This is a genomic window from uncultured Gemmiger sp., from assembly GCF_934561205.1.
Taxonomy (GTDB): Bacteria; Bacillota; Clostridia; order Oscillospirales; family Ruminococcaceae; genus Gemmiger.
Genome location: NZ_CAKTFU010000003.1, coordinates 116,278 through 133,292, shown reverse-complemented (window position 1 = coordinate 133,292; position 17,015 = coordinate 116,278). Strand labels below are relative to the sequence as shown.

The following is a 17,015-nucleotide window of genomic DNA, read 5'->3' as shown; positions in this document are numbered from 1 at the left end:
GGATATCAGGGTTCGGATTCGGGCGTATCGGCTACGCCCTTGGCTTTTTTCAGTTCGGAAAACATCTGCAAAAAGCGGTCATCTGCCGTGCCGGCCACCTGCTGGCTCAGCGGTTTTATCGTTTGCAGCCGTTCCAGATACATATCTATATCCTGTCGGTTCAGACGGTGGTCGTGGTTTTGTGCCTGTGCCAGCATGATTTGCTGAAAGGCTTTTTCGTCCAGCAGCTGCTGCAGCGTGGTGACGTTGAGGGGCAGCTGCTCGTCGACGCAGCGGAAAATCGCCTGCAAAGCCTGTTGTATCTCCGGCAGCACGACGGTGGACATATCCAGGCGGGCGCGCACATACGGGATGTGCTCCGGGTTTTGTAAAAGCGCGGCAGCCAACTGGCGTCCGGCGCTGGCTGCACCGAGAGCCGAATCCCCGCCTTGGGTGTAAGGCACACGGATATCGGCGGCTATCCCCTGCCCTGCCAGGCCGCGCTGCTCCTTGCGGTAACTGCGGCGCTCGGCCGAGTGCACCGCGCCCTTGAGCTGCGCCGAAATAGCCTGCTTGGAAACGCCGGTTTCCTCCGCCAGGCGTCCGGCGTAAACGTCCTGCGCGGTCGGGGTCACCCCCTGCGCTGTCAGTACGCCGATGGCCTCCTGCAGGTAGTTCAGCCGGCCGTCGTCACTGCGCAGGTCATATTTGGCCTTGGCCTTTTTCAGCTGGAATTCGGTCGGGTTGGCGGTACCGTTCAAAATCATTTCAAAGCGGTCACGGCCGTATTTTTTTATGAACTCGTCGGGGTCTTTAGCCCCCTGATAGCTCAACACACTGACCTTGACCGAGCTGTTGGCAAAAAGTGTCAGGCTGCGCTCGGTGGCCTTTTGTCCGGCCTCGTCGGAGTCATAGCAAAGGACGACTTCGTCGGCGTATTCGCTCAGCAGCTTGACCTGCTCGGAGGTCAGCGCCGTGCCGCAGGCGCAGACGGCTGTGTCAAAGCCGGCAACGTGCATGGCAATGACATCCATATACCCTTCGCATAATATGTAGCGTTTGTTCGATGATTTTTTCGCCACATTCAGGGCAAACAGCGTGCGGGACTTGTGGTAGACCATCGTTTCGGGGCTGTTGATGTACTTGGGCTTGGAATCGTCCAGCACACGGCCGCCGAAGGCGATGATCGCCCCGCGCACGTCGATGATGGGCACCATGACGCGGTGGCGGAAGATGTCATACAGATTGCCCTTCTCGCTGCGCTTGATAAGCCCCGAATGTTCCAGCTCGCTTTCGTTGAAACCGCGCCGCCGCAGATAGTGCAGCAGCCCGCCGAAATCCTGCGGCGCATAGCCCAGGCCGAAACGGCGGATCGTAGCGTCGGTCAGGCCGCGCTTTTCTTTCCAGTAGCGGCGGGCCAGGGCAGCTTCGGGCGTTTCGGCGTTGAGCTGCTCATAAAAATAGCGGGCGGCGCAGCGGTTGATCTCCAACAGGCGCTGGCGGGCGCGGGACTCCTGGTCGTCCTCCTCCGGCAGGGGCATACCGACGCGGGAGGCCAGCTGCTTCACACCCTCGACATAGCTTAAATTGTTGTACTTGCGTACAAAATTGATGACGTCCCCCGCCGCGCCGCAGCCAAAGCAGTAAAAGCTCTGGGTGTCGGGGTACACCACAAAGGAGGGGGTTTTTTCGTTGTGGAACGGACAAAGCCCGCTTAACGTGCGCCCGCGTCGGCGCAGCTGGACATACTGGCCGATGACTTCTTCTATATCATTGCGGCGGACAACTTCCTGGATATATTCTTGCGGTATCACAAGCTGCACCTCCTTGCTTCAGCGTTGCAGCGTATTTTTACAGGACGCTCCATTTTTGCGGCACAAACCACTGTTCAAACAGGCGGGTGGCGAACTCATCGCTCATGCCGCTGATGTAATCGGTGACGGCGCGGTCAACGCCCTCGTTGTAGGCGATCTGCAGATAAAAGTTGGGCATCAGGTCGGGCTGCTCGCAAAGGCGCTCGTACAGCTCGGCCACCAGCTTGTCCACCTTTTTCTCCTCGCGCTTGGCCTCCTTGTCCACATAGACGGTGGCGTACATGAAGTCCTTCAGCACAGTGTAGGCCGCCTCGATCTCCGGCGAAAAATTGATTTGCCCGTTGCCGCTGTGCTCGATCAAATCGGTGATCATCGTCGTAATGCGTCGGGATTTCGTGGTGCCCAGCACGGCGGTAGCCTCCCGCGGCAGGCTTTCGGGGTTCAGCACCCCCGCCGATACGGCGTCCTCTATGTCATGGTTCAGAAAGGCGATGTGGTCGGCACGGCGCACAACACAGCCTTCCGGCGTGCGCGCCCAGGTGCCGGAAGTGTGCGTCACGATACCGTTGCGCACCTCCCAGCTTAAATTCAGCCCCTCGCCGTCTTTTTCCAGGAAATCCACAACCCGCAGGCTTTGCCGATAATGCGTAAAGCCGTCGGGGCAAAGGCGGTTGAGTGCGCGTTCCCCCGCATGGCCGAAGGGCGTGTGGCCTAAATCGTGTCCCAGGGCGACAGCCTCGGTCAGATCCTCGTTCAGGCGCAGGGCGCGGGCGATCGTGCGGGCGATCTGGCTGACCTCCAGCGTGTGGGTCAGGCGGGTGCGGTAGTGATCCCCCTCAGGGGAAAGAAACACCTGTGTTTTTTGCTTGAGCCGCCGAAAGGATTTGCAGTGCAGAATACGGTCGCGGTCGCGCTGAAAGCAGGGCCGCAGCGGGTCATCGGGTTCAGGTCTGCGGCGTCCCCTGCTGTTCTCGCTCAAGGTGGCGTAACGGCTAAGGGTTTCGCGCTCCAGTGCCTGGGTCTGCTCGCGTATGGTCACACAACATTCCTCCCTTGCATACTTCTCTAATTATAAATACGACAAATCTGCAAAAAACACTCTTTTTTGGCAGCACTTTTATAATGTAAATTTTTTGCGTCAAAACGGCGCGTACAGCGGCTGGGAAATTTCCACCTCCGCTGTGCCGCGCATCAGCTCGCGCAGGGCAGCACACAGGGCGTTTTCCGCCCCTGCCGGCATACGCCAGCGCAGGGTCACGGCATCGTCAAACACCGGCTCGTCCAAGCGGGTTTCGGCAGCCTGGATGCAGCGCTGCGCCTGCTCGTACATGGCATACGGCACACGGATGCTGCAATCCACCACCAGCCGCATACTGACCAGCTCGGCATTTTGCAGTGCGCCCGCCGCCGCTGCGGTGTAGGCGCGCACCAGCCCGCCCGTGCCCAGCAGAATGCCGCCGAAATACCGCGTTACCACGACGATAACATCGGACACCTCGGCGTGGTGGATGGTCTCCAGCACGGGGGTGCCTGCGGTCTTGGCGGGCTCGCCGTCGTCAGAATAGCGGGTGCGCCCGTTTTGCAGCACATAGGCATAGACGTTGTGCCGCGCCGTGCGGTTGGCCGCGCGCACGGCGTTGAGCACAGCCAGAGCCTTTTCCTCGGTATCGGCAAAGGCTGCCGTGGCAATAAAGCGGCTGCGCTTTTCCTCGTATTCAAAAGTGGCGGTACCGCGCAAAGTTTTGTAGTCTGCCATAAAAACACCTGCTGTAAAAAATTGACCGCGCCGCAAAAAACGGCAGGTACACAAAAAACCCCAGATGTTTCCATCTGGGGTACATTGCAAACAAATTACTTGTTGACGTTGGCGTAACGACGCTTGAAACGCTCAACACGGCCACCGGTATCGACCAGCTTCTGCTTGCCGGTGTAGAAAGGATGGCACTTGCTGCAAACTTCGACGTGGATCTCGGACTTCGTGTCACGGGTGTGAATCACGTTGCCGCAGGCACAGGTAATGGTGCAGTCCACATACTTGGGATGGATGCCCTGCTTCATGGTAAATTTCACCTCTTTCTCGATCATGACAATAGGAGCCATACTCAATATATGCGCTCATCACAATCTCCTGTTTGAGGCTACCAGCACCCGCCATCCTGTGCGAATGGAGCAGCCATCTGAACGATTGCTGAAATATTATAGCAGGCAAATCGACGTTTGTCAAGCCCTTTTATAAAGAAACAGGGGTAAAGCGGCGATCCAGGCTGCGGTACTGCACCGCCTCGGCAATATGGCGGCTGTCCAGCACCTCGCTGCCGTCCATATCCGCCACCGTGCGGGACACCCGCAAAATGCGGTCGTAGGCGCGGGCGCTCAGCCCCATGCGCTCAAAAGCGGCGCGCAGCACAGCCTCGGCGGCGGGGGTCATCGGGCAGAACTGCCGCAGCCGATTGCCCGGCAGCTGGGCGTTGCAGTAGACACCGGGCAGTGCCTTGTAGCGCTCACGCTGAAGTTTGCGCACAGCGGCAACACGGGCGCGTATGGCGGCGCTGGACTCCCCGTCTGCCGCCTGCGCCAGGTCGCCGTAAGCCACAGGCTCAACATGGACATGCAGGTCAATGCGATCCATCAGCGGTCCCGAAATGCGCCGCAAATACTGGTCCACCGCGCTGGGCGTGCAGCTGCACGGGCGCGTGGGGTGGCCCAGATAGCCGCATTTGCAGGGGTTCATGGCCGCCACCAGCATAAATTTGCAGGGGTAGGTAGCGCTGCCGTGCACACGGCTGACGGTGACGATACCGTCCTCCAGCGGTTGGCGCAGAACTTCCAGCGCCTCGCGGGAAAATTCCGGCAGTTCGTCCAAAAACAGCACCCCGTTGTGTGCCAGGCTCACCTCGCCCGGACGAGGTACGCTGCCGCCGCCCGCAATGGCTGTGGCGCTTACGCTGTGGTGCGGGCTGCGGAAGGGACGCGCGCGCACCAAGCCCTTGCCGTTGGGCACAAGCCCCGCCACCGAGTAGACGGCGCTGGTTTCGACGGCCTCCTCATAGGTCAGCGGCGGCAGGATGCCGGGCAGACGCTTGGCAAGCATGCTCTTGCCGCTGCCGGGCGAACCTACGAACACCAGATTGTGCCCGCCGCAGGCAGCCACTTCCAGCGCGCGGCGCGCCACAAGCTGCCCGCGCACGTCGGCCATGTCAGGCCCCAGCCAGACGCCGTCGGCATCGTAGCCGGTCGGTTCGGCGGGGGTCAGCTTTTCGGCACCGCACAAATGCAAAACGACCTGCTGCGCCGTGCGGGCGGGATAGACCGTCAGCCCCTTGGCAACGGCCGCCTCGGCGGCGTTTTCAGCGGGCAGAAACAGCTCCTTGACGCCGTTTTGCACGGCGGCCAGCGCCATAGGCAGCACCCCGTTGACAGGGCGCAGTGTACCGTCCAGACCCAGCTCACCCAGAAAGGCACTCTCCGCACTTACGGCGGGCAGCTTGCCCTGTGCCGCCATAATGCTGATAAACACCGGCAGATCGTAAACAGGGCCTGTTTTGCGCACATCGGCGGGTGCCAGATTGACCGTGATGCGGCTGGCCGGCCACTGGTAATGCAGGTTTTTCAGCGCACTGCGCACACGCTCACTGCTTTCTTTTACGGCGGAATCCGGCAAGCCTACCATGGTAAACTGCGGCAGCCCGCCCGACAGGTCGGTTTCGACCTGCACGGTATATCCGTTCAGCCCGGCAACGCCCAGGCTGTTCACCTTTGCATACATAAGCCACCTCTTTATAGTAACTGAACGTCGGGGATCAGGCTTGGGTCATACATGACCTGCGAGTGATTGTCCAATACCAACTCCCGCGCTGTGACCTCACCTGTGACGGCGTCCAGAGTTTCCTTGTAAATTTTCGATACGCGATAGTAATTGTCGCCTTCTTTTTGGAAGTGATGCCCTTCCTCAACAATGCGATAGCTGTGGGGCAAGGCATGCTCACAGCGCAGCTCGGCGTAGAGGTTATCGGCATCGCACCACAAAAGCAGCTGAAATGTCTGGTCCGTATCGTTCCGAAAACGGTAATCACCATTATTGTAAAACACCGACGTGCCGGAGCTGAACGGCACCCGCGCGCCCTCATCGGGAGCCAGCGCATCGGAATGGCTGTGAAATTCCGTTACCGTCATAGGGCTGAGCAGTACCACACGGTGTATGGTGTTGGCCAGGTTGCACAGTCCTCCGCCGATACCCGGCAGCAGATGGTTGCGCATCAGAATACGACCGTCCCGATAGCCCTTGCGCTTGGTGGTCTTTCCGACGATTTGCCAAAAAGAGAAAGTCTCGCCCGGACGTATCAGGATACCGTTCAGCCTTTGGTTTGCCAGACGAATGTTGACCGCCTTGTTTTCCTGCAGGACAGGGTCGATGTCCTTGCCGCGCTTGATCAAATGTGAACTGCACGATGAAACGATTTGCGGCAGCGGTGCGGTTTGATGGGTCTTGGCGTAGTTGACATGCGCAAGGAAATTTTTGATATGGCGCTTGCAGATTTCCTTTTGCAGCGCGATTTTATAGCAGGTCGGGTTGATATCACAAAACATAGCGTGCTCTCCTTAGCGGGCAATGCCCAGACGGTTGTAACAGCGCCGGTTTTTTCGGTAAAACCACAGAATGACCTTCTCGGCGGCGCGGCGTTTGCCGAAATGTTTTTCGTCCGGCAGGCGGATAAAATCCACCAGAATGCTTGCCATGCCGCAGCGGTTGGCACCGAGAATATCCTTGAAAATCTGATCCCCCACGCAGACGACCTGCGATTCCGTCAGGCCCAGCATGGCGGCGGCTTTACGGCAGGCGGCGGGGTCGGGCTTGCCGGCCTCTGCCAGAAACGGCGCACCGATATTTCGGTTGAACCGTTCGACACGCTGCCATGAATTGTCCGAGAACAGCAGTGTTTTCAGCCCAAGGCTGTGCAGGTAGGCAAAAAGCTGCTCGATTTCCGGCGTGGCATCGTCCCCATGGTGAACAAGGGTATTGTCGATATCAAACAGGACACCCTGATAGCCCAGGGCATGCAGCCTGGGGTAATCGATGGAAAACACGTCGGGCAGATACGCCGACGGATACAGCATTTCAAGCATGTCCGACCTCCATAAAACGACAGACCGCATCGATTTGGGCCGGAATATCCTGCCCGAAAGCGTGGTCAAAAAAGGCACTGCCGATGGTAAAATAAGCGGGGGCCGTTTGGCGCAGTTCTTCCAGCCGCGCATAGCTGTTGACACTGCCCGCAATGCAAACGGGGCCGGGCACGGCGGCGGTGAACGCACGGTTCAGCGCCGCGCCGTTTCCTGTGTAGCGGTAGCCCAAAAGATCAATGCCGTAAGCGCCCTTGGCAAGACAGCGCTGCGCCTGACGAATCATTTCTTCCGCTGTACCGTGCAGTACCGAGGGACGACCCGTCACCTGCCCCACAAAGGGCATGTAGCGCACACCGTTTTTGCGACAGATTGCATTGACCGAATCGAAAAACAGTGTGCCCATCAGATAATCACAGCCGCAGGCTGCGGCTGTTTGTGCCCCGCGCAGACATTCTTCCTCCGTGTAGGAAACCACTTCCAGAAAGGTGGTTTTACCGCAGGCCTTCATGCGGGCAAACAGCGCCTGCATCTCAGAAAAGGGAATCCCCTGCTCCTTAAAGCCCCAACAGCGGGCGCGGGTTTCCCTGCACTGTTCAAAAACTTCGGCTGCGTTGGGCACCGTGCAGTCATTATATGTCAGCATAACGATCAATTCAGAAGTGTTTTTCATAGTCAGCCCCGCTTATCCATACATACTACTAATCAATATACACTTGAACCTGTTGTTTTGCAAGGGCTAAAGATGTAAAAAAGATTCGCAAAGAATGGGCAAAATTAGCCAAAATTCGATTGACACGCACGGTCAAAGTTGGTATATTTAGTATAAGCTACCACAAATTATGCGGTAAATTTTGCGAAAGAGCAGGTGCGTTACCTATGTATAAAGAAATGTATGACCGCTGGCTGGCTGCCGATCTGTGCGATGCAGATCTGAAGCCAGAACTGGAAAGCGTCAAGGATGACGATGCCGCCATTCAGGACCGCTTTGCCGTGGCGCTGAAGTTCGGCACCGCCGGTTTGCGCGGTGTGATCGGCGCAGGCACCAACCGTATGAACGTTTACGTTGTCAGCCAGGCTACGCAGGGTCTTGCCAACTGGGTCAAGACCCAGGGCGGCAGCCAGACCGTTGCCATCAGCTATGACAGCCGCATCAAGAGCGACCTGTTTGCCCGCACGGCCGCCGAGGTTCTAGCCGCCAACGGTATCAAGGTGCGTATTTACAGCGCCCTGATGCCTGTGCCCGCCCTGAGTTTTGCCACCCGCTACTACCACTGCAACGCCGGCATTATGGTCACGGCCAGCCACAACCCCGCCAAGTACAACGGCTACAAGGCTTACGGTCCAGACGGCTGCCAGATGACCGACGAAGCCGCCGACATCGTGTATGCCGAGATCCAGAAAACCGATATCCTGACCGGTGCCAAGCGCATCGCCTTTGAGGAGGGTCTTGCACAGGGTCTGATCGAGTATGTGGGCGAGGATTGCATCAACGCCCTGTACGAAGCCATTGAGGCGCGCTCCATCCGCCCCGGCATCTGCAAGACGGCCGGGCTCAAGCTGGTGTACAGCCCGCTGAACGGCTCCGGTCTGGTACCCGTGACCCATGTCCTGCACGACATCGGCATTACCGATATCACCATCGTGCCCGAACAGGAAAAGCCGGACGGCAACTTCCCCACCTGCCCCTACCCCAACCCCGAAATTTTTGAGGCGCTGCGCCTGGGTCTGGAGCTGGCCGAGAAATCCGGCGCCGACCTGATGCTGGCCACCGACCCCGACGCCGACCGCGTGGGCATTGCCGTCAAGTGCAAGGACGGCAGCTATGAGCTGCTTTCCGGCAACGAAGTCGGCGTTTTGCTGCTGGACTACATCTGCGCAGGCCGCATCGAGCAGGGCACCATGCCCAAAGCCCCCGTTATGTGCAAGTCCATCGTGTCCACCCCGCTGGCGGACAAGGTCGCCGAGCATTACGGCGTGGAGTGCCGCAACGTGCTGACCGGCTTTAAGTGGATCGGCGACCAGATCGCCAAGCTGGAGGCGAACGGCGAGGTCGACCGCTTTATCTTCGGCTTTGAGGAAAGCTACGGTTACCTGGCAGGCCCCTATGTCCGCGACAAGGACGCCATCATCGGCAGTATGCTGATCTGCGAGATGGCTGCCTACTACCGTGCGCAGGGCAGCTCCATCAAGGAAGAGCTGGAGCGCATCTATGCCGAGTACGGCCGTTACCTGAACAAGGTCGACAGCTTTGAGTTCCCCGGCCTGTCCGGCATGGACAAGATGGCCGGCATCATGGCCAACCTGCGCACCAACCCGCCGAAGGACTTTGACGGTGACGCCGTGGTCAAGACCGTGGACTACAAAAAGCCCGAGGAAACCGGCCTGCCCGCTGCCAACGTGCTGATCTACACGCTGGAAAGCGGTGCCACCGTGGTGATTCGCCCCTCCGGCACCGAGCCGAAGATCAAGACTTACTTCACCACCAAGGGCAAGGATCTTGCCGAAGCCGAGGCCCAGAAGGAAAAGCTGGCCGAAGCCGTAAAGCCGCTGCTGGCATAATATACCCAAAATAAACGAAGCCCCGCCGATACCTGCAACAGGTTCGGCGGGGCTTTTTTGCGGTTATTCTTCCTGTACAAGCAGGCTTTCCCTGGTTACGGCAAAGGCCTCCTTGTAGGCAGCGCTGACCTCATACACCACGGTGGGGGTGCAGTCGGCGGCCATATAGCAAAGATTCTCCCCCTCGCTTTCGGGGCAAAGGGCACCGAAAACCACCGTCAGCGAGGAGCCGTCGGTAAAGGTCAGGGTGGCGCGCACATCGGGCGCATCCAGGCCGTAAACGCTGTCGTCCTGCGGGGAGGTAACGGTCCATTGGGTCTGGGCCTGCAAAAGGGTGGCCGCCATCTTGTTGACAGCGCTCTGGTCTATGGCTGCCGCGGCATCGTCGTCCAGCGTCCAGCTGCCGTCGGTCTGTGCAAAACAAAGGTCGTTGACCTGCATCTTGGCAATGTCGGCGGTCTGATACTCGGTAAGTGTCTGCGCTTTATAGTATTTGCGCGGCGACTTGCACAGCGTTACCAGGTCATTTTTGGCAACCACATAGACATTGCCGTCCGCATCGTAAACATAGTAGGTATCGGTGACGGCATTGAGACTGTCCACCGTGTAGGAAAGCGTTTTATCCCCTGCCCCGACAGAAAAGGTCATCAGCGGGGTTTCGCTGCGCGCGGGCAGCTCGGCCAGTTCGTCCCCCGCCAGCTTACGGCTTGCGTTCAGCACGGCATAGCTTTCGACGGTACTTTCGACCATGGTCTGCTGCAGCGGCAGCGTCGGGTCGGAGGAAAGCCGCCAGACATCGTCGCTGCCCTTGGCAAAATCAGCCTCGACACCGCTGCCGGCATAGCTCAGGGCTGTGATTTCCTCGGCGGCATAAGGGCAGAGCGGCAGAAGTGTGTCCTGCGTGTCGTTTTGGGTCAAAAACACCAGCACACCCGCCAGCAAGGCCACAACGGCAGCCAGGCCGCCCAGCCAAAACAGTTTTGTGCGTTGCATGGAAACCTCCTTATCTGCGGCGGCGCAGGGTACATACCACGGCGCCCGCCGCCAGCACGGCAATGGGCAGCCCCAGCGTGAACAGCAGCCCCAGCCCGGCAGCCGCACCCGCAGACACCTGCAGGCTTTCGGCGCTCAGACTTTTGCCGTCAATGACAGTCGTGTTTTCCTGCCCGATCAGCCAGTTGACGGCGCTGCCGAACACCTGCGCGTTGCCGCCCGACACGCTTTGGTTTGCCGTGGCGGACAAAAAGTTCGGGCAGTTCACCCACACCACGCGGGCATCGGTCACGCCGCTTTGGGCTGCCATTGCCACGGCAAAGCAGCCCTCGGGGTCGTTTTCTCCCTTTTGGAGTTCGTCAGCCGTCAGGTAGTCGCGCATCGCATAGGCGGTTTCGCTTGTGGTCAGCACGTCGGTGTAGGTCCAGTTTTCATCGTCCACTGCCAATATCCCCTGCGCGAAGGGCGTGTACGCCATAATGCTGCCGGATACCCCCGCCGTGACCTCGCCCGATGCAATGGCGGGCAACAGATAAGTCTGCGGGTAGCCGTAGGGGTAATGGTTGGCGTCGGTCTCTACCAAAATGCCCGGCTGAGTCTCCATACCGGTGAGAGCCAGCACGGCGGTCAGATTCGGCATATCGGCAGTGAAATCCGTTGCCGCAAACAGCTTGCCGCCCTTTTGGATATAGTCGGTCAGCAGGGCTGTCTCGGCATCGGTCAGATCATTGAGGGGCGTATTCAAAATCAGCGCCTCGGCATCCTCCGGCACGCTGCCCGCGGTGGTCAGGTTGAGCGTCTGCACCGTGATACCGCCGTTTTTCAGGGTATCGGTAAAATCGGTTGCCAGCGCTGTCTCGCCATGACCCGTCAGCTCGTACACGGTGTGGCTGACCCCCTGCACAACACGGGAAATACCTCCCGTCAGCGCGTTTTCGGCGGTAAAGGTGTAGACCTGACTGCCGCTGGCATAATAAGTGTCAAGGTCCAGCTCATACAAATCGCCGGAGTAGTTCAGCACCTCGTAGTTATCGCCGCAGACCAGCACCACCGCGTCCGCCGAAGCCCCCGGATACTGCGCCGCAAAGGTGGGATACAGCACGGGGTCGCGCTGCTGCCAGGTAAAGTGTGTGCTTTCGCCCGCATAACGGTTCAGCAGGCGGGTAATGTTGCCATCCTCCTGCCCGGATTCGCCCAAGTAATAGGCGGTGACATCGGTGTCCAGCCCCTGCAGCAGCGTTTTGGTGGTTGCCGTCAGGGTGGACAGTGCACTGGTGGAGATATCAAACTCTGTATATTGGGTAGGCAGTGCCCGCAGCACCAGGTTGGCCAAAATGACCGCCGCCAGCACCAGCGCCGAAAGCAATACCGAGGCCAACCCGTGGCGCAGCGCCTTGGTGCTGCCGTGTTTCAACTTGCATTTTTTCATATTACAGCACCCCTTGTGTCAATTCCAGCGGCGGCGTTCCAGCGTCTGCCCTGTAAAAAACAGAAACACGCCGATGACCGAAAGATAATACAAAATCACGGGCAGGCTGAACGACCCGCCGACGATTTCGGCATAGGGGGCAAACAGTGCCAGCGCCGTAAGCACCGCATCAAAGGCAGAAAGCAGCCACGTCGGGCGCAAGATAAACAGCGCAAACAGCGCCGCTGCGCCGACAGCCAGCACACCCGCGCCCGCCAGAATATTTTTGCAGAGCACCCCCACCGCCACACTGACTGCCAGCAGCACCAAGGCGAACACCACAAACGCCAGAATGTTGCCGGAGGTGAACATGGTTTTGATGCCGTTCATTAAGTAGGCGATCAGCAGCACCACAAAGCTCGCAAGATACGCGACGATCTGGTTTTCGGTCAGGCAGGAGATAAACGTTCCCACCGCAAGACAGGCGCCGCCCAGCAGAATGTATCCCAGCAGCGCGGCGTAGGCGGATATCAGCGAAACTTTGCCAAACGCCGTTAAAATCAGCGGCATAACGGCAGCTGCCGTCAGCGGCACACAGAACACCGCCAGCTGCGCCAGAAACTTGCCCGCCACGATTGCGGGTATGCTGACAGGGCTTGTCAGCAGCAGCTGGTCGGTGCGGGCACGGCGTTCCTCCGCAAAAGAACGCATACTGATTGCCGGCAAAAGAAACAGCAAAATCAACGTAGTTGTGTACAAAACGCCCGCGAAATCAGAGGATTGATACAAAAGATTGCGGTTGGTAAAGTACAGCCCCAGAAAAAACAGGCTGACCGCTGCCACGGCATAGCCGACCATACCGGTAAAATAGCTGCGGAATTCCCGCTTAAAAATGGCTGTCATGGCTGTTCCTCCTCGGCAGGTGCAGTTTCGGTAAGCTGCAAAAATACATCTTCCAGGCTGGCGGTCTGCGCGCTCAGGCGCAGAACGGGGCAGCCGGCCGCTGCCAACGCCTGCGAGAGCGCACCGCGCAAATCGGCCCCCGCAGCGCTTTCGGCGGTAAAGCTGATCTCGCCGTTTTCTTCCTCTGTAACCGTGATGTTCTGCAGCCCTGCCACACCGGACGCCGCCCGCAAAACGTCCTCGCGGGTGCCCTGTGCCGTGGCCGCAATACTGCCCTTGGCGGCAAGACGCTGCGCCAGCTGCTGCGGTGTGCCGCGGGCAATCAGTTTGCCGTGCGCCAATATCAGCACATCGTCACAAATTGACTGCACTTCGCTTAAAATATGGCTGGACAAAATGACTGTGTGGGTCTTGCCCAGTTCGCGTATCAGGCTGCGCACCTCCAGAACCTGCGCGGGGTCCAGCCCGACGGTAGGCTCGTCCAGTATAATGATTTTCGGCTCGTCCAGCAGCGCGGCGGCAATGCCCACCCGCTGGCGGTAGCCCTTGGACAAATTGCGGATCAGACGTTTTTCCGTTCCCTGCAGCCCTACGCGGTCGCAGACCTGCTGCACGGTTTCACTGCGCAGCTTTTTGGGGTGTACGCCCTTGATCTCTGCGGCAAAGCGCAGATATTCCTCCACGGTCATATCGGTATACAGCGGCGGCTGTTCGGGCAGGTAGCCGATGCAGCGCTTGGCGGCGGCCGCCTGCTCCACAATGTCGTGCCCCTGCACCAGAACCGTGCCGCCCGTTGCCGAAATATACCCCGTGACAATGTTCATGGTGGTGGATTTTCCCGCGCCGTTGGGGCCTAACAGGCCGTAAACGCCTGTGTTTTGTATGGTAAACGACAAATCATCGACGGCAGTTTTGCTGCCGTACCGCTTGACAAGATGCTGAATCTCCAGCAAATCGGATTCCCCCTCTGCAACAATTCATTTTTTATTATAAAAGATAAATGTGAAAATTGTGCGTAAAAGACTTGAACAAAAAACAAAGGGCAGACCGACGGGTCTGCCCATAGGGGTCATATCAATTCCACATGGTAGGTTTTCAGCCAGTAGTTCAGCTGCAAAAACCAGGCAACGGTCTGCGGCGTTGTCATAAGCTGCCCGTACCACGGCACGGGGTTATCGCTGCCGGAGGAAATCAGGCGCTGCAAAGCCTCGCGCCGCACAATTTTCAGAACAGGTGCGGCAGGGTCGGCAATGACCCGCCGCAATTCGGCGCAGACAGCCTGCATATAGGCAGGGTTCCATGTTTTCGGGTAGGGGCTTTTGCGGCGCGTGCGCACGGTCTCCGGCAACAGACCGCGCACAGCCTGGCGCAGAAGTCCCTTTTCCTGCCCCGCGTAATCCTTAAACTCCCACGGAACCGCGTACATGTACTCGGCAATGCGGTAATCGCAGAAGGGCACGCGCACCTCCAAGCCGCTGTACATGCTCATGCGATCCTTGCGTTCCAGCAGGGTCTGCATAAACCAGTAAAAGTTCAGGTTTGTCATCTGGCGCATACGGCGCTCTAGGGGCGAAAGCCCCGCCAGAGCCGAGGTTTCGGCCAGAGCGCGCTGATAGTGTGCATCCACAAAGGCGGCGGGGTCTATGCCGCCCAACACATCGGGGCGCAGAAAGGACGCGCGGTACGCCGTGGACTGCGCCCAGGGAAAGCCGTATTTTTCCCGCACGGTCGGGTCGCGGTACCACGGGTAACCGCCGAAGATCTCGTCCGCGCACTCCCCCGAAAGCACCACCGTGGCGTGCGGCTTGATGCAGCGGCAAAACTCCAAAAGCGAGCTATCGACGTCCGCCATGCCGGGCAGGTCGCGCGCGTCCACAGCCCTGTATAGTGCCTGTACCAGCTGCGGCGTGTCCAGAGTGACCCAATGATGCGTTGCATGCAGGTTTTCGTTCATTGTGCGGATAAAGGGCGCGTCTGCCCCCGGCTGGAACTTGGTTGCATGGAAATATCGCTTATTGTCCTTGTACCCCACCGAAAACGTGTGCAGGGTCTTGCCCGCCTCGACAAAGGCGGCATCTGCCACCGACGCCAATATGCTGGAATCCAGCCCGCCCGAAACCAGTGCCCCCACCTGCACATCGGCCACCAGCTGGCGGTGGATGGCATCCAGCAAAAGCTCACGCAGACGGCGCACGGTGGCGGCAAAATCATCGGGATGCTCGTGGTCGGTCAGATACCAGTAGCGGCGCAGGCTCAGGTGGCCGGTGTTGGTGTCAAACTCGGCGCATTGGCCGGGCAAAAGCTCCCGCACACCGCAAAATACGCCGCTGCCGGGCACTCGACCGGGGCCAAGCAGCATGATCTGCGCCAGACCGTCAGAGTCGATTTTCAGCTCTACCGCCGGGTGTGCGAGCAGGGTTTTCAGCTCACTGCCAAAGATAACGCCGTCCTGCTTTTGGGTGTAAAACAGCGGCTTGACGCCGCAGCGGTCGCGTGCCAAAAACAGTATCCCCTGCTGCTCCGACCACACAGCAAAGGCAAAAATGCCGTTGCAGCGTTCTACACAGGCACTGCCCCACTGCGCATAGGCGTGCAGCAGCACCTCAGTGTCCGAATGTCCGGCAAAGGTATGCCCGCAGCTTTGCAGGGCAGCGCGCAGTTCGGGCGTATTGTACAGTTCGCCGTTATATACGATCACATAGGTTTCGCCCTGCCATTGCAGCTGCATGGGCTGGGTGCCGTTTTCGGGGTCAATGACGCACAGCCGCGTGTGCAGCAGCGCTGCCCGCCCCTTGCAGTAGATGCCCCGTTGGTCAGGCCCGCGCCGTGCCAGCGTTTTTTGCATTGCGTCAAATGCACCGTAGTTTTCCTGCACGGTGCGGGCGCTGCGCCCCACCTGCCCCGCTATGCCACACATAAAAAAGCCCCCTTTGCAGACTCATCTGTTACGATGGTATGCAAAGGGGGAAATTTTTAAGACTGAACGATTTTGTCGACAATGCGCATGGCCACATCATCCTTGCTTTGCAGGGGCAGTTCCTCGACGGTGTCTTTTGTAATGAGCGTTACAACGTTGGTGTCCACGCCAAAGCCGGCGCCTGCCACTTTTACGTTATTCGCCACGATCATATCCATCTTCTTTTTTTGCAGCTTGGCGGTGGAATTTTGCAAAAGATCCTTCGTTTCCATCGAGAACCCGCAGACAAACAGCTTTTCGGGCTTGTGCTCACCCACCCAGGCCAGAATATCCTGTGTGCGTTCCAGTGCAACGAAAAGCTCGCCGTCCTTCTTTTTCATCTTGTCGGCAGCAACCACGGCGGGGCGGTAATCCGCCACGGCAGCCGCCATGACCAGCGCGTCGGCGTCCATGGCGTTTTCTTTTACGGCCTCAAACAGGTCTGCGGCGGTGGTAAAAGGCACCGTTTTCACAAAGGGAACGGCGGGCAGATGGCAGCCCGTAGAGGCAAGCAGCGTAACATCGGCGCCGCGCAGCATACAGGCGCGCGCCACGGCGTAGCCCATCTTGCCGGTGGAATGGTTGGTGATATACCGCACAGGGTCCATGGCTTCCTGGGTGGCCCCGGCAGAAACCACGACCTTTTTGCCGCGCATATCCTTTTGGCAGGCAAGCTCGCGCAGCACATAATCTACCAGAACGCCCTCCTCAGGCAGGCGCCCCGAACCCACATCGCCGCACGCCAGCATACCCGAACCGGAAGGAATGACCGTAAAGCCGTAATGGGCAAGGGTTTTGAGGTTATCCTGCGTGATAGGGTTTTCCAGCATATGGGTGTTCATGGCAGGTGCCACCAGCTTGGGGCAGTGCGCCGCCAGCGTGACGGTGGTCAGCATATCGTCCGCCTGGCCGTGCGCCATCTTGGCAATGACATTGGCGGTGGCGGGGGCGATAAGCATTAGATCGGCGGCATTTGCCAGCGAGATATGCGCTACATCGTATTGAAAATTGCGGTCAAAGGTATCCACAATGCAGCGGCGGTTGGTCAGTGTTTCAAACACCAGGGGGGTGATGAATTCGGTGGCGTTTTTGGTCATCAGCACATGGACATCCGCACCCAGCTTGACCAGCGCGTGCGCCACATTGGGCATTTTATAGGCAGCAATGCCGCCGGTAATACCAAGGACAACGGTTTTTCCTTGTAAATTCACAGCAATCACATCCTTATGCTATCAGTATAAGCCATTTTCTGCACGGCGTCAATTTACATTTTGCGCGG

15 protein-coding genes are annotated in these 17,015 nt (G+C 58.7%); 1 reads left to right on the top strand and 14 read right to left on the bottom strand.

The genetic code is table 11. The annotated features are described in order from the left end of the window. Nucleotides 1-5: 5 nt before the first annotated feature. From dnaG to Q0I19_RS02975, 8 genes are all read right to left on the bottom strand, one after another. A complete protein-coding gene (gene dnaG / locus Q0I19_RS03010) occupies nt 6-1,793 on the bottom strand; it encodes a DNA primase (RefSeq protein ID WP_294758024.1) in 1,788 nt (595 codons plus the stop codon). Nucleotides 1,794-1,830: 37 nt separating this feature from the next. Next, nucleotides 1,831-2,832 carry a deoxyguanosinetriphosphate triphosphohydrolase gene (locus Q0I19_RS03005; protein WP_294758026.1) on the bottom strand — a complete coding sequence of 334 codons (1,002 nt, stop codon included), beginning with the start codon at nt 2,830-2,832 and terminating at the stop codon, nt 1,831-1,833. 99 nt (nt 2,833-2,931) lie between these two features. Continuing rightward, a complete protein-coding gene (locus Q0I19_RS03000) occupies nt 2,932-3,549 on the bottom strand; it encodes a YigZ family protein (RefSeq protein ID WP_294758028.1) in 618 nt (205 codons plus the stop codon). 95 nt (nt 3,550-3,644) lie between these two features. Continuing rightward, entirely contained in the window at nt 3,645-3,851 is a 207-nt protein-coding gene (gene rpmE, locus Q0I19_RS02995) for a 50S ribosomal protein L31 (RefSeq protein WP_294758368.1), read from the bottom strand. Between the two features lie 172 nt (nt 3,852-4,023). Beyond that, a complete protein-coding gene (locus Q0I19_RS02990; RefSeq protein WP_294758030.1) occupies nt 4,024-5,559 on the bottom strand; it encodes a YifB family Mg chelatase-like AAA ATPase in 1,536 nt (511 codons plus the stop codon). 11 nt (nt 5,560-5,570) lie between these two features. After that, nucleotides 5,571-6,380 (bottom strand): VanW family protein, encoded by an 810-nt coding sequence (locus tag Q0I19_RS02985; protein ID WP_294758032.1) that lies wholly within the window; start codon nt 6,378-6,380, stop codon nt 5,571-5,573. Nucleotides 6,381-6,392: 12 nt separating this feature from the next. Next, nucleotides 6,393-6,917: a YqeG family HAD IIIA-type phosphatase gene (locus tag Q0I19_RS02980; RefSeq protein WP_294758034.1), complete on the bottom strand. Its 525-nt coding sequence runs from the start codon at nt 6,915-6,917 to the stop codon at nt 6,393-6,395. Then, nucleotides 6,910-7,587 (bottom strand): hypothetical protein, encoded by a 678-nt coding sequence (locus Q0I19_RS02975; RefSeq protein WP_294758036.1) that lies wholly within the window; start codon nt 7,585-7,587, stop codon nt 6,910-6,912. Before Q0I19_RS02975 ends, Q0I19_RS02980 begins: the two co-directional genes overlap by 8 nt. A gap of 206 nt (nt 7,588-7,793) precedes the next feature. Here Q0I19_RS02975 and Q0I19_RS02970 point away from each other — a divergent pair, with 206 nt between their 5' ends. Further along, nucleotides 7,794-9,476, top strand: coding sequence for a phospho-sugar mutase (locus Q0I19_RS02970; RefSeq protein ID WP_294758039.1), 1,683 nt, complete (start codon nt 7,794-7,796; stop codon nt 9,474-9,476). Between the two features lie 63 nt (nt 9,477-9,539). Here Q0I19_RS02970 and Q0I19_RS02965 read toward each other — a convergent pair whose 3' ends face one another. From Q0I19_RS02965 to coaBC, 6 genes are all read right to left on the bottom strand, one after another. After that, nucleotides 9,540-10,469, bottom strand: a complete 930-nt coding sequence (locus Q0I19_RS02965; RefSeq protein ID WP_294758040.1) for a DUF4340 domain-containing protein — start codon at nt 10,467-10,469, stop codon at nt 9,540-9,542. A 10-nt stretch (nt 10,470-10,479) separates the two neighbouring features. Beyond that, entirely contained in the window at nt 10,480-11,898 is a 1,419-nt protein-coding gene (locus tag Q0I19_RS02960) for a Gldg family protein (RefSeq protein ID WP_294758041.1), read from the bottom strand. A gap of 18 nt (nt 11,899-11,916) precedes the next feature. Beyond that, on the bottom strand, nt 11,917-12,780 hold the full coding sequence (locus Q0I19_RS02955; protein WP_294758043.1) for an ABC transporter permease: 864 nt from the start codon (nt 12,778-12,780) through the stop codon (nt 11,917-11,919). Further along, nucleotides 12,777-13,733: an ABC transporter ATP-binding protein gene (locus Q0I19_RS02950; RefSeq protein ID WP_294758045.1), complete on the bottom strand. Its 957-nt coding sequence runs from the start codon at nt 13,731-13,733 to the stop codon at nt 12,777-12,779. The genes Q0I19_RS02955 and Q0I19_RS02950 overlap by 4 nt, the downstream gene beginning before the upstream one ends. 116 nt (nt 13,734-13,849) lie before the next feature. Continuing rightward, nucleotides 13,850-15,697 (bottom strand): asparagine synthase (glutamine-hydrolyzing), encoded by a 1,848-nt coding sequence (asnB, locus tag Q0I19_RS02945; RefSeq protein ID WP_294758046.1) that lies wholly within the window; start codon nt 15,695-15,697, stop codon nt 13,850-13,852. A gap of 56 nt (nt 15,698-15,753) precedes the next feature. Further along, nucleotides 15,754-16,947, bottom strand: coding sequence for a bifunctional phosphopantothenoylcysteine decarboxylase/phosphopantothenate--cysteine ligase CoaBC (gene coaBC / locus Q0I19_RS02940; protein WP_294758047.1), 1,194 nt, complete (start codon nt 16,945-16,947; stop codon nt 15,754-15,756). Nucleotides 16,948-17,015: the final 68 nt, after the last annotated feature.

Coding starts and splice junctions, on each gene's coding strand:
- Q0I19_RS03000 (WP_294758028.1), bottom strand. CDS start 3,549: ATGGCAGACTACAAAACTTTGCGCGGTACCGCCACTTTTGAATACGAG.
- rpmE (WP_294758368.1), bottom strand. CDS start 3,851: ATGAAGCAGGGCATCCATCCCAAGTATGTGGACTGCACCATTACCTGT.
- Q0I19_RS02990 (WP_294758030.1), bottom strand. CDS start 5,559: ATGTATGCAAAGGTGAACAGCCTGGGCGTTGCCGGGCTGAACGGATAT.
- Q0I19_RS02985 (WP_294758032.1), bottom strand. CDS start 6,380: ATGTTTTGTGATATCAACCCGACCTGCTATAAAATCGCGCTGCAAAAG.
- Q0I19_RS02980 (WP_294758034.1), bottom strand. CDS start 6,917: ATGCTTGAAATGCTGTATCCGTCGGCGTATCTGCCCGACGTGTTTTCC.
- Q0I19_RS02975 (WP_294758036.1), bottom strand. CDS start 7,587: ATGAAAAACACTTCTGAATTGATCGTTATGCTGACATATAATGACTGC.
- Q0I19_RS02970 (WP_294758039.1), top strand. CDS start 7,794: ATGTATAAAGAAATGTATGACCGCTGGCTGGCTGCCGATCTGTGCGAT.
- Q0I19_RS02965 (WP_294758040.1), bottom strand. CDS start 10,469: ATGCAACGCACAAAACTGTTTTGGCTGGGCGGCCTGGCTGCCGTTGTG.
- Q0I19_RS02960 (WP_294758041.1), bottom strand. CDS start 11,898: ATGAAAAAATGCAAGTTGAAACACGGCAGCACCAAGGCGCTGCGCCAC.
- Q0I19_RS02955 (WP_294758043.1), bottom strand. CDS start 12,780: ATGACAGCCATTTTTAAGCGGGAATTCCGCAGCTATTTTACCGGTATG.
- asnB (WP_294758046.1), bottom strand. CDS start 15,697: ATGTGTGGCATAGCGGGGCAGGTGGGGCGCAGCGCCCGCACCGTGCAG.